The organism is Vibrio sp. EA2, assembly GCF_033042495.1.
Classification (GTDB): domain Bacteria; phylum Pseudomonadota; class Gammaproteobacteria; order Enterobacterales; family Vibrionaceae; genus Vibrio.
The window spans coordinates 1-12,810 of the sequence record NZ_JAWLID010000003.1; the positions used below are offsets into that span (position 1 = coordinate 1).

A 12,810-nucleotide genomic window follows, 5' to 3' on the forward strand; every position below is an offset into this window, starting at 1 on the left:
GTCCTTAGCTCAGCTGGATAGAGTACCTGGCTACGAACCAGGCGGTCGGAGGTTCGAATCCTCCAGGACGCGCCACTATTTTTTGAAAATGAAAGACAGGGTAATGCCCTGATATTGAACACCTGTTACAGGCGTTGGATATCGAAAACTGCGCGTCCTTAGCTCAGCTGGATAGAGTACCTGGCTACGAACCAGGCGGTCGGAGGTTCGAATCCTCCAGGACGCGCCACTTATTACAAAGCCTCGCTTATGCGAGGCTTTTTTGTTTTTCTATTTACCTCTTTCTTCGATCTCGACTCACTTTAGTTTGGCTTTCTGTTTTTACGGATTTATTCAAAAACTGCCTATTCGTACGGCCTTGTCTTTTGATGCACTTTTAACTGGGGAAATGGAGCTTTCTAGCTGTTGAACCTCACATCCACTTGTTTTATGTTCTCACGTAAACGTCTTGTTTTATTTATGTTTAATTAATGTTAAATTGACTTATCTTATTGTTTATTATTAGATTATTAAACTTTGTCTCTCGCCGTTTTGAAAGCCCTCTCGCAGTTTTTCTATGCGCTTTTATGTAATCTATTTATGAATTTATCAACCACGATGCCTACATTTTTTGCATGGAAAATGTGATCTGGGTAGTGAATGAATAATCATTTGTCGGGATTACTACCAACCTTCCTTAAACAAAATTGACAAAGTTTAACCAGTCGAGATAATCCTTTGGTCGGGAAATGACACAATTAAAGTCCTGCGCCTGACAGGATGACAAAGAAAGGAAGCAACATGACTAATATAGGAAGCCTGCTAGTAGACGCGGCCACTCTCATGATCACTGGGATGGCGGTCGTGTTTATTTTCCTCACTATTCTTGTTTTTCTCGTTCGGCTTATGTCGAGATTAGTACCACAAGAAGTACTAGAGCCGATCGCTGCATCAAAAGTTAATACCAATAATCAATCAACCTCTTCCGCTGTTAGTCCACAAGTCGTGGCGGCGATATCGGCTGCGATTCATCAACATCGCGCCTCTGTCGCGAAGTAGCCGAAATAGGATTAAAAAGGAGTTTAAGAGTATGTCTAAACCACTAGCGATTACAGATGTGGTCCTTAGAGACGCCCATCAATCACTGTTTGCTACGCGTATGCGTATCGAGGATATGCTGCCAATCGCGGCTGAACTGGATAAGATTGGTTATTGGTCTCTCGAGACTTGGGGCGGGGCAACGTTTGATTCCTGCATTCGATTCCTCGGAGAAGATCCGTGGGAGCGTTTGCGAGAGCTGAAAAAAGCGATGCCAAATACCCCAATGCAAATGCTACTGCGTGGTCAGAACCTTTTAGGATACCGCCATTACGCTGATGACGTAGTAGAGAAGTTTGTTGAGCGAGCACATGCAAATGGTATGGATGTTTTCCGTATTTTTGATGCGATGAATGATGTGCGAAATTTCCAAGCCGCTGTTAAAGCGACCGTGGATGTGGGCGCTCACGCACAAGGAACCTTGTCTTACACAACCAGCCCTGTACACAACGCAGACACGTGGGTTGACCTGGCAAAACGTCTGGAAGACTTAGGCTGCCATTCGTTATGTATTAAGGATATGTCCGGTCTTCTAAAACCTTATGAGGCCGAAGAGCTGATCACGCGTATCAAAGCGTCGTGTGATGTGCCACTCGCGCTGCACTGTCATGCAACGACTGGTCTTTCAACCGCAACTGCAATCAAAGCGGTTGAAGCGGGTATCGACATTCTTGATACCGCGATTTCATCGATGAGTAGTACCTACGGCCATACGCCAACAGAAACAGTGGTTGCGATGCTTCAGGGTACTGAGCGTGACACTAACCTGAAACTGGAAGAGATAGAGCCCATTGCAGCTTACTTCCGCGAAGTTCGTAAGAAATACGCGAAGTGGGAAGGTCAATTGAAAGGCGTGGATTCTCGTATCCTGATTGCTCAGGTTCCTGGCGGCATGTTAACCAACATGGAAGGTCAGCTTAAAGAGCAGGGCGCTGCAGATCGTCTTGATGAAGTACTGGAAGAGATCCCTCGTGTTCGTGAAGACCTTGGCTTTATTCCATTGGTAACGCCAACCTCGCAAATTGTTGGTACTCAGTCTGTTATCAACGTATTGACGGGCGAACGTTACAAGAGCATTACTAAGGAAACAGCAGGCCTATTGAAGGGTGAGTATGGTCAAACACCTGCACCAGTCAATGCAGAGCTACAAGCTAAAGTACTTGAAGGCAAAGAGCCGATTACATGTCGTCCAGCTGATTTGTTGGAGTCAGAAATGGAAGCGTTGTCGGTTGAGTTAATGGATAAAGCGAAATCAGAAGGCATTAAACTGGCGAATGAGCAAGTTGATGACGTTCTGACTTACGCACTATTCCCTCAAGTTGGACTTAAGTTCCTTAAGAACCGTGGTAACCCAGAGGCGTTTGAACCAGCTCCGACTCTAGAAAGCGCTCAACCTGCTCCGGCACCAGCGGTTCAAGCGTCAGCGGGCGGCGTTGAAGCATACAGTGTCCGCGTCGATGGACAGGTTTATGAAGTAGAAGTCGGACCGCAAGGTGAGTTGACGTCAGTAACGCCATCCGCTGCGCCAGCAAAAGCGGCGGCTCCTGCAGCCCCTGCGCCTGCGAACGCTTCTGCTGAATTAGTTCCAGCGCCACTTGCGGGTAACATCTTTAAAGTCAATGTACAGCCAGGTGCTGAAGTTGTGGAAGGTGATGTACTGCTGATCTTAGAAGCGATGAAGATGGAAACCGAAGTTCGAGCTGCACGCGGTGGTATCGTTCAGGAATTAAATGTGAAAGAAGGTGATGCCGTGACCGTAGGTGCACCTCTTCTTAGCCTGGCATAAGGGAGTATCATGGACGGATTGATGACCCTATGGTTAGAAACAGGGATCGCTAACTTTGAGTTTGGCCAAATCTGTATGATGTTGGTTGGTTGTACTCTGTTGTTCTTGGCGATCCGAAAGGGTTTTGAACCACTACTGCTACTTCCAATCGGTTTTGGTGCTATTTTAGCCAATATTCCTAACGCGGGCTTTACTGAGCCTGGTGGTTTGTTGTACTACGTCTACTACATCGGGATTGAATCGGGTGTATTCCCGCTGTTGATCTTTATGGGTGTGGGCGCAATGACAGACTTTGGTGCATTGATTGCTAACCCAAAAACGCTTTGGTTAGGCGCTGCGGCGCAGTTTGGTATTTTTGCAACGCTATTTGGCGCAATTTTACTTAACTATGTACCTGGTATGGAGTTCTCCATGGCAGACGCATCGTCAATTGCGATTATAGGTGGCGCTGATGGCCCAACCGCTATTTTCCTGGCAAGTAAACTGTCTCCGGACTTACTTGGTGCGATTGCCGTAGCGGCGTATAGCTATATGGCGTTGGTGCCGATTATCCAGCCACCAATCATGAAAGCGCTAACTTCGAAGGAAGAGCGTCAGGTGAAAATGGCTCAGCTGCGCCATGTCGGTAAGTGGGAAAAGGTTATTTTCCCGATGGCAGTGCTTCTGATGACGATTCTGTTTTTACCTTCTGCAACGCCTCTGGTAGGGATGTTCTGTCTGGGTAACTTAATGCGTGAAGCCGGGGTTGTGGATCGCTTATCGAAGACGGCACAAAACGAGCTGATCAATGTCGTGACCATCTTCCTTGGTCTTGGTGTTGGCTCTAAGTTGCAAGCTGATAAGTTCCTTAACCTGGAAACGCTCGGTATTTTGGCTCTGGGTGCGGTCGCTTTCAGTATCGGTACTGCGGCGGGTGTTCTGATGGCGAAGCTGCTGAACAAGTTCTCGAAAGAAGACATCAACCCACTGATTGGTGCGGCCGGGGTTTCTGCTGTACCAATGGCGGCGCGAGTTGTAAACAAAGTGGGCTTGGATGCAAACCCGCAAAACTTCTTGCTGATGCACGCTATGGGTCCGAACGTCGCTGGTGTTCTTGGTTCCGCAGTAGCGGCGGGTATTCTATTGGCACTGGTTGGTTAGTGTGTCGATACCCTACTAACGCAGTGAGTGTGCTGGGGATTAAATTATCCACTTGCCACCATTAACTTCGTTAAACAAAATGGTTTATAGTCAAAGGGATGCTTCGGCATCCCTTTTTGTCTCTCAAGGAATGGTTTATGGAACACAAACAGATAGTTATCACTGAATTTGGAGATGCAAGCGTACTTGCGATTCAACACGCCCCAACACCGTCACCACAGTCAGGTGAAGTGTTAATTAAAGTCTCTTTTTCCGGTATTAACCCTATTGATGTAAAGACTCGTGCAGGCCTGGGCTGGGCTGCAGCACAAAACAAAGATAACCTGCCTTGGGTTCCGGGATATGATGTTTCAGGCGAAGTCGTATCAAGTGGTGATCAAACGTCCCGTTTTGCTGTTGGAGATAAGGTTGCGGGATTTATTGGTTTTCCGATCAGAGGTGGTGGATACAGTCAGTATGTCTGTGTACCCGAGTCAGAACTGAGCCACGTACCAACTAATGTCAGTTTGGATGCGGCAGCGGTACTACCTCTTGCAGGTCAAACCGCCGCTCAGGCGCTGGAAAAAGCCAATGTCACTGAAAGCGATCGTGTTTTAGTTCTCGCTGGCGCGGGTGGTGTAGGACACATTGCGGTACAACTTGCTGTGGCAAGTAAGGCGGAAGTCTTTACAACCTGCAGTGAGCGAAATGTCGAATACCTCACATCACTTGGTGCCCATGCAGTGAACTATCAACTAGGGCCAGTGTCAGAACGTGTTGAAGACATAGATGTTTTAATTGATTTAGTGGGTGGCGATGCGGCGTTGGACGCTCTCAAATGTTTAAAGCCAAACGCAAGAATAGTGACAGTGCCTACGATTACCGCTGAGAAGATTTGCGAACAAGCGAAACAGTTGGGCTTAGAAGCGAACGGTATGTTAGTTGAGCCTAAGCCAGAGCAACTGGATTCTTTACTCTACATGGCGGATATTGGGCTACTCACAACAGAGGTTCAACAGGTGTACCCAATGGACGAGGTTGTCGCAGCTCATGAGCAAGTGGAGTCTGGGCGCACTCGAGGCAAGGTTTTGCTTGATATGACATGCTAGAAGCATTCAATGCTGGCTTTGAAAGCATCGCGCTTTGGTTTTCTGGGTCGGCATTGTGGGTGCTTTTTATGACCGGCTTTCTCAGTGCTACCTTACTTCCAGGTGGCTCTGAAGCCAGTCTCATCGCGACCCTCTCTCTAAATCAATACTCCGTCTCTTCCATCATCGTTGTCGCGACTATTGGTAATACCCTTGGTGGTTTAACCAATTACTGGCTCGGATTATGGATTCCAAATAAAACCCAGGGTGAAAAACATGGCAATACTGCGTTAAAGTGGTTATCAAAATATGGTTACTGGGCTTTATTTTTCAGCTGGCTACCTATTATTGGTGACCCGTTGTGCTTAGCGGCAGGATGGTTACGGATGAAATTCCTGCCGTGTGTAATGTTAATATTTTTTGGAAAGGCCGCTAGATACAGCCTTCTAGCTGCCATCTATCTCGGATTATTTTAAGGAAAGTACATGAGAATGTTTTTGGTTGGCGCGTGTTCACTGCTTGTGATCACGGGTTGTGCATCACAATCCCCTGTTTCTTCACTGCCAGAGGGGGTCACTTTCGTCGAGTCATCTCAAGCGGAAGAAGGCAAAGTTAAAATCCCATACCAAAAATACAAGCTTGATAACGGATTGACCGTCATTCTCGCACCAGAAGATTCCGATCCGCTGGTACATGTGGATATGACTTATCACGTTGGTTCTGCTCGTGAAGAAATTGGTAAGTCAGGATTTGCGCACTTCTTTGAGCACATGATGTTCCAGGGATCGGAAAACGTTGCTGATCAAGAGCATTTCAAAATCATTACTGAGGCAGGCGGGACACTCAATGGGACGACCAACCGAGATCGTACCAATTATTTTGAAACCGTCCCTGCCAATCAACTAGAAAAAATGCTTTGGCTCGAATCCGATCGTATGGGGTTCTTACTTGATGCTGTGTCACAGCACAAGTTTGAGATTCAACGCTCAACGGTGAAGAACGAACGCGCTCAACGTTACGACAACCGCCCTTATGGCTTGATCTGGGAACGCATTTCAGAAGCGTTATACCCTGAAGGGCACCCATATTCATGGCAAACCATAGGCTATGTGGAGGACTTAGATCGCGTCGATGTGAATGATCTTAAGGCCTTCTTCTTACGTTGGTATGGCCCAAATAATGCGACACTGACGATAGGCGGTGACCTGGATGTTGAGAAGACGCTGACTTGGGTTAACAAGTACTTTGGTTCTATTCCTCGTGGTCCTGAAGTTGAGAATGCACCAAAACAACCAGCAACACTAACCGAAAGCAAGTACATTACGCTAGAAGACCGTATTCAGCAGCCAATGGTGATGATCGCCTGGCCAACCACTTACGATGGTGAAGCGAGCCAAGCGTCACTGGATACCTTATCCGAAGTGCTTGGTGGCGGAACCAACAGCTTGCTCTATCAAGACCTGGTGAAAACCCAGAAAGCGGTTGATGCGGGTTCATTCCATGATTGTGCGGAGCTGGCGTGTACATTCTTTGTCTATGCGATGGGAGACTCTGGCGACAAGGGCGATTTATCTCAGCTGTATGCAGACCTTGCGCAGTCTTTGAATAAATTTTCTGAAACTGGTGTAACGGAAGATCGCCTGGAGCAGCTCACTGGTAAGGCTGAAGCCGATGCGATTTTTGCGTTGGAAAGCGTGAAAGGTAAGGTGACACAGTTAGCCTCCAACGAAACGTTCTTTGGTCAGCCAGATTTAATTGAAAAACAGTTAGAGCAAATTCGCGCGGTGACGCCTGAGTCTGTTGATAAAGTTTACCGTGATTTTATTCAGGGCAAATCAAAAGTGACGCTCAGTGTGGTGCCTACGGGTAAAACCGACCTGGCTGTGAAACCGGCAACTTTTGTCACACCTGAGCGCACACTACCTGAGTATGAAAAGATCACTGATGATCAACTTGCTTACCGCAGAGCTACGGATGACTTTGACCGTTCCGTTCAGCCACCAATGGGTGAGCCGGTAAAAGCAACTATGCCAGACCTGTATGATGTGCATTTCGATAATGGCTCTGAGCTTCTAGGCGCCGTGAGCGATGAAACGCCTACCGTTATGATGCAATTCAGCCTACCTGCAGGCACGCGTTATGTTGAAAAGGGCAAAGAAGGGTTGGCACAACTTACCGCATCAATGCTTCAGGAAGGCACGACGAAACGCAGTATGGAAGAGATTCAGGCTGAGCTCGATAAACTCGGCAGTGTCATCTCTGTCGATGCAACCGGGTATACGACCAATATCAGTGTCTCTGCATTAGAGAAAAACTTACAACCAACTCTGAAGATCGTCGAAGAGATGCTGTTGTCTCCTGCATTCAAGCAAGAAGACTTTGAGCGGGTAAAACAGCAAGCGCTGGAAGGGTTAGTTTATGAGCATCAAAGCCCGAGCTGGATGGCTGCGCAAGCAAGTCGTCAGGTACTTTACGGTGATTCCATTTTTGCGCGTCCTAAAGATGGCACTCAAGCTGGAATGAAAGCGCTGACGCTTAATGATATCCGCGAGTTTTATACAACGCACTACACGCCACATGGCGCTCAGATCACGGTCGTTGGCGATGTGAGTAAGCAAGATATCGAGAAAAAACTCGCCTTCTGGGCTAACTGGCAGGATGACGCAGCTCCATTGTATGCGCCGCAAAGCATCCCTGCGTTAGGTCAGCAAAAAGTTCACCTTGTTGATAAACCTGGAGCACCACAAAGCGTGGTGATGATGGTTCGCCAGGGAATGCCTTACGATGCAACGGGAGAGTTTTTCCAAGGGCAGTTGGCTAACTTCAACCTAGCAGGTAACTTTAACAGCCGTATCAACCAAAACCTACGTGAAGACAAGGGTTACACGTATGGTGCGTATGGCTATTTCTCTGGTAACCCGGAAACAGGCTCTGTTGTATTTACCGCGCAAGTGCGTGCTGATTCGACCATTGCTTCGATTATCGAGATGAAAAATGAGCTGAACGAATTCTCTCAAGCTGGTATGACGGACGATGAGTTGACGTTTATGCGTCAGGCCGTAGGACAAAAAGATGCACTGAAATATGAAACCCCAACACAAAAAGCGGAGCTCATCAGTGATATCTTTAAGTACAACCTCGATAAAGATTATCTACAGCAGCGAAATGAGATTGTGGAGACAGTGGATAAGCAGACGCTTAACACCCTGGCACAAAAGTGGTTTGACCCAAATGACTATCAAATCATTGTGGTTGGCGACGCAAAATCACTTCGTCCTCAATTAGAAAAGTTGGGGAAAGACGTAGAAGAGCTTGAAATCATTCGATAGAGTACACATCTAATAGCGGAGGGCGTGCTCTCCGCTATACATCTAGATAAGTGACTTTTTATGGGTTCTTTATCTAGATGAACTAAATATCAATAACTTAGCTTTCACTTGCTCCGCATGGCAAGTGGCCTGCTCCTAATATAAGCGAACCTCATTTTGACTGATTTTGCTGCGCGACTGGAAAAAGTTGCATCAAACCCGGAAGTATTTAAGCAGTTTGGACGCGGTGTTGAGCGTGAAACTTTGCGCTATCGTCAGGATGGACAGCTAGCAACAACACCTCATCCAGAGGGGTTGGGCTCAGCGTTCACAAACCAATGGATTACCACGGATTTTTCTGAGTCACTACTGGAGTTTATTACTCCGGTTTCTCATGATATTCCGGAGCTAATGGCACAACTGAAAGATATTCATCACTTTACCCAAACGAAAATGGGCGAAGAAAAAATGTGGCCGCTTTCGATGCCATGTTACGTAGCAGGTGAAGAGAATATTAATCTTGCCCAGTACGGGTCGTCTAACGCAGCTCGAATGAAAACTCTCTACCGAGAAGGTTTAAAACGTCGTTACGGTAGTTTGATGCAGATTATCTCGGGTGTGCACTTCAACTTCTCATTCCCTGAATCGTTTTGGGATTCGCTATATGGTGAGCAGGATGAAGAAACTCGTCAGGAAACGAAATCTGACGCGTATTTCGCCTTAATTCGTAATTATTATCGCTTTGGCTGGATGATCCCGTACTTCTTCGGTGCTTCACCGGCGCTATGTGGTTCATTTATTCAAGGTCGAGAAACGGATTTACCGTTTGAAAGCCTGGGTGGCACTTTATTCCTGCCGAAATCAACCTCTTTGCGTCTGAGTGATCTTGGTTACACCAATAATGCACAGAGCGCACTGAAGATTGGCTTTAATAGTATTGATCAGTATCTAGAAGGCTTAAGTGATGCCATTCGTCGTCCGTCAGAAGAGTTTGCGAAAATTGGCGTGAAAGTGGATGGAGAATATCGTCAACTTAACTCGAATATTCTGCAAATTGAAAATGAACTTTACGCACCGATTCGCCCAAAACGCGTAGCAAAAAGTGGTGAGAAACCATCTGAGGCTTTAAAGCGTGCGGGTGTTGAATATATTGAAGTTCGCTCTCTGGATGTGAACCCATTCAGCCCAGTCGGTATCACAGAAGAACAAGTACGCTTCCTGGATCTGTTCCTGACTTGGGCAGCATTGTCAGACTCAGAACCAATGGATAACTGCGAGCTGGAGTGTTGGCGTGATAACTGGAGCAAGGTCATTGTATCGGGTCGTGAGAAAGGCTTGATGCTTCAGATCGGCTGCCAGGGAGAGCGCTTACCTCTACAAGAGTGGGCTCATCGCGTGTTTGCAGAGTTACGACAAATTGCCGTAACGATAGACGAGGTTAACGGCGATAGTGCTTACCAAGAAGTTTGCGATAAGCTAACCGGATGGATTGAAGAGCCTGAGCTCACCACGTCAGGTCAGCTATTGGCAATCACCAAAGAGTTGGGCGGTTTAGGCAAAGTGGGTTGTACATTTGGACTCAAGCATCGTGAAGAAAACTTGAGTCATAACTATCAATACTACTCGCAAGATGTGATGGAGCAGGAAGTCGCGGCGTCTGTTGAGAAGCAGAAACAAGCAGAGCAGAGTGATACGCTAAGCTTCGATGACTTTCTGGAAGACTACTTTGCTTATTTAAAGTAATCACTGAACAGTAAGGATTGGGTGGGGTTGAAGATTAAACCTGTAGTTGTCTCGCTTTTAGGTAGTGTGTTGCTTGCTGGATGTGCGACGGCACCACCACAGCAGCAAGATAATCTCTGTGAGATATTCCGCGAGAAATCTGGCTGGTATGATGACGCCAAAGATATGGAAGAAGAGTGGGGAACTCCAATCCAGGTCGCGATGGCAATTATCAAGCAAGAAAGTGCTTACCGACACGACGCAAAACCACCCAAAGATTATGTGCTTGGCTTTATCCCCTGGGGAAGAGTCAGTAGTGCATACGGCTATGCTCAAGCGCAAGACCCCGCTTGGGACGATTTTCAGGATTCGACCGGGCAAGGTGGCTCGCGTACTAACTTTGATGACGCTATGATGTTTGTTGGTTGGTACACCCACGAAACCCGTCGCCAGCTTGGTATCTCTTTATGGGACCCATATAACCAGTATCTTGCCTATCATGAAGGGAGAGGCGGTTATCAGCGCGGAACCTATAAAAGGAAGCCTGGCTTAGTTAAAGTCGCGAGACGTGTAGAACAAACCGCGAAGAATTATGGCTGGCAGCTGAAACAATGTCGTCAGGAACTGGAAGACAACAGCAGCTGGTTCTTTTAGCCCCCCTAATAGGGACGAATAGAATAACCAATGCCAATAGGTGTTGGAATTACAATCAGGAGAGATGTAATGCCTTTACTCGATAGTTTTACTGTGGATCACACTCGTATGAATGCACCAGCTGTGCGAGTTGCGAAAACCATGCAAACCCCAAAAGGGGACACCATTACTGTCTTCGATTTACGCTTTACTGCACCAAACAAAGACATCCTTTCTGAAAAAGGTATCCACACACTCGAGCACCTGTACGCAGGCTTTATGCGTAGCCACCTAAACGGTGATAGTGTTGAGATTATTGATATCTCTCCGATGGGGTGTCGTACTGGATTCTACATGAGCCTAATCGGTACTCCGTCAGAGCAGCAAGTCGCAGATGCTTGGGTTGCATCAATGGAAGACGTGCTGAAAGTAGAAAGCCAGAACAAAATTCCTGAGCTGAATGAATACCAGTGTGGTACCGCTGCAATGCACTCATTGGATGAAGCAAAACAAATTGCGAAAAACATTCTGGACTCGGGTGTGGCAGTGAACAAAAATGATGAGCTTGCTCTACCAGAGTCGATGTTAAAAGAGCTTCGTATCGACTAAGGCTCTAAGCTTATTATCAAACGCCATAAACAAAATAGCCTGACATTGTCAGGCTATTTTTTCATTACAAGGAAACTCATTGTGAGGGGGTTAGTTGCTGCCTTTCTTTCTCGTGGGGTAGACGCGAACCAACTTAATTCGGTTTTCTTCGATCTCGACAATTTCCATTGGATGCCCAGATACTTGCACGCTTAGGTGACTTTCAGGAATGTCTTCTAAGTGCTCGAGGATTAACCCGTTCAGTGTACGAGGGCCATCAGTCGGCAGGTGCCATTTCAGACCTTTATTGATGTCACGAATATTCGTACTTCCTTCGATTAAGAAGCTGCCATCACCTTGCGGGCTGATTTCATCAGATAAGCTTGGTGAGATGGAAGTGGTAAATTCACCAATGATTTCTTCCAGGATATCTTCAAGTGTCACCAAACCAATAATGTCGCCATACTCATCGACGATAAGACCAATACGCTGCTTGTTGCGCTGGAACTTCAACATCTGCACATTCAGAGGCGTCCCTTCGGGAATGTAATACACCTCATCAGCCGCACGCAGTAACGTCTCTTTGGTGAACTCGTTCTTTTCAAGCATCAGACGGTAAGCCTCACGCAAGCGCAGCATGCCTACTACTTCATCAATTTGATCGCGGTAAAAAACGATACGCCCGTGCGGTGAATGCGTCAGCTGACGAACGATAGATTTCCAGTCGTCGTTAATGTCGATACCGGTAATTTCATTACGTGGCACCATAATGTCGTTTACGGTGACATGCTCGAGATCCAGAATCGACACCAACATGTCTTGGTGACGACGAGGGATAAGGCCACCCGCTTCATTTACGACTGTACGTAGCTCTTCTGAACTCAGGTGATCTTCTACCGAGTGATCTGCCTTTACTCCGAGCAGGCGAATGAAGCCATTGGTAATGAAATTAACTAACAGCACGAGTGGTGAAAGCAACTTCATCAGGATTGTTAACAGAATACTGCTGGTGTAAGACACGCGCTCCGGATACAGAGCAGCGATGGTTTTAGGCGTCACTTCGGCAAACACCAAAACCACCATGGTGAGCGCACCTGTCGCAATCGCCACACCCATGTCACCGTAGAGGCGCATGCCGATAATAGTCGCAATTGCTGAAGCGAGGATATTCACAAGGTTATTGCCGATAAGAATAAGACCGATCAGGCGATCCGGACGGTCTAATAATTTTTCGACACGCCTTGCTCCCTTATGCCCATTTTTGGCTAAGTGTTTCAAGCGATAACGGTTCAGTGACATCATCCCTGTTTCTGAACCGGAAAAGTAACCTGATATGACGATAAGACACGCGAGTAGCGCAAATAAGATACCCGTAGATATGTCGTCCAAAACGTTGCTGTTCCTTGTAAGTATTGGGTTGTTTTTTTTAAAGCTATGTATAACTGCTAAGTCATAGTTTTACGGTACTGTATTTGATTTGACTTTGAAT

At 46.8% G+C, this 12,810-nt stretch carries 10 protein-coding genes and 1 tRNA gene; 10 read left to right on the forward strand and 1 reads right to left on the reverse strand.

Annotated features, from left to right (window positions below; all coding sequences use genetic code 11):
- Positions 1-152 precede the first annotated feature (152 nt).
- The 10 genes from RXX31_RS08040 to luxS all read left to right on the forward strand — a co-directional run bounded on the left by RXX31_RS08040 (position 153) and on the right by luxS (position 11,342).
- Positions 153-229 (forward strand) — tRNA-Arg (locus tag RXX31_RS08040).
- A 551-nt stretch (positions 230-780) separates the two neighbouring features.
- A complete protein-coding gene (locus RXX31_RS08045) occupies positions 781-1,038 on the forward strand; it encodes an oxaloacetate decarboxylase subunit gamma (protein WP_317588610.1) in 258 nt (85 codons plus the stop codon).
- Positions 1,039-1,069: 31 nt separating this feature from the next.
- Positions 1,070-2,863, forward strand: coding sequence for a sodium-extruding oxaloacetate decarboxylase subunit alpha (gene oadA / locus RXX31_RS08050; RefSeq protein WP_317588612.1), 1,794 nt, complete (start codon positions 1,070-1,072; stop codon positions 2,861-2,863).
- Positions 2,864-2,872: 9 nt separating this feature from the next.
- Positions 2,873-4,003, forward strand: coding sequence for a sodium ion-translocating decarboxylase subunit beta (locus tag RXX31_RS08055; protein WP_317588614.1), 1,131 nt, complete (start codon positions 2,873-2,875; stop codon positions 4,001-4,003).
- Between the two features lie 137 nt (positions 4,004-4,140).
- Positions 4,141-5,091, forward strand: coding sequence for an NADP-dependent oxidoreductase (locus RXX31_RS08060; RefSeq protein ID WP_317588616.1), 951 nt, complete (start codon positions 4,141-4,143; stop codon positions 5,089-5,091).
- Positions 5,085-5,546: a YqaA family protein gene (locus RXX31_RS08065; protein ID WP_317588617.1), complete on the forward strand. Its 462-nt coding sequence runs from the start codon at positions 5,085-5,087 to the stop codon at positions 5,544-5,546. The genes RXX31_RS08060 and RXX31_RS08065 overlap by 7 nt, the downstream gene beginning before the upstream one ends.
- Before the next feature lie 9 nt (positions 5,547-5,555).
- Positions 5,556-8,399, forward strand: a complete 2,844-nt coding sequence (locus RXX31_RS08070) for a pitrilysin family protein (protein ID WP_317588619.1) — start codon at positions 5,556-5,558, stop codon at positions 8,397-8,399.
- Between the two features lie 156 nt (positions 8,400-8,555).
- Positions 8,556-10,121, forward strand: a complete 1,566-nt coding sequence (gene gshA / locus RXX31_RS08075) for a glutamate--cysteine ligase (protein WP_317588621.1) — start codon at positions 8,556-8,558, stop codon at positions 10,119-10,121.
- A gap of 27 nt (positions 10,122-10,148) precedes the next feature.
- Positions 10,149-10,754 carry a hypothetical protein gene (locus tag RXX31_RS08080; RefSeq protein ID WP_317588623.1) on the forward strand — a complete coding sequence of 202 codons (606 nt, stop codon included), beginning with the start codon at positions 10,149-10,151 and terminating at the stop codon, positions 10,752-10,754.
- A 69-nt stretch (positions 10,755-10,823) separates the two neighbouring features.
- A complete protein-coding gene (gene luxS, locus RXX31_RS08085; RefSeq protein ID WP_317588625.1) occupies positions 10,824-11,342 on the forward strand; it encodes an S-ribosylhomocysteine lyase in 519 nt (172 codons plus the stop codon).
- Positions 11,343-11,432: 90 nt separating this feature from the next.
- Here luxS and RXX31_RS08090 read toward each other — a convergent pair whose 3' ends face one another.
- A complete protein-coding gene (locus RXX31_RS08090) occupies positions 11,433-12,710 on the reverse strand; it encodes an HlyC/CorC family transporter (protein ID WP_317588627.1) in 1,278 nt (425 codons plus the stop codon).
- Between the last annotated feature and the right edge of the window lie 100 nt (positions 12,711-12,810).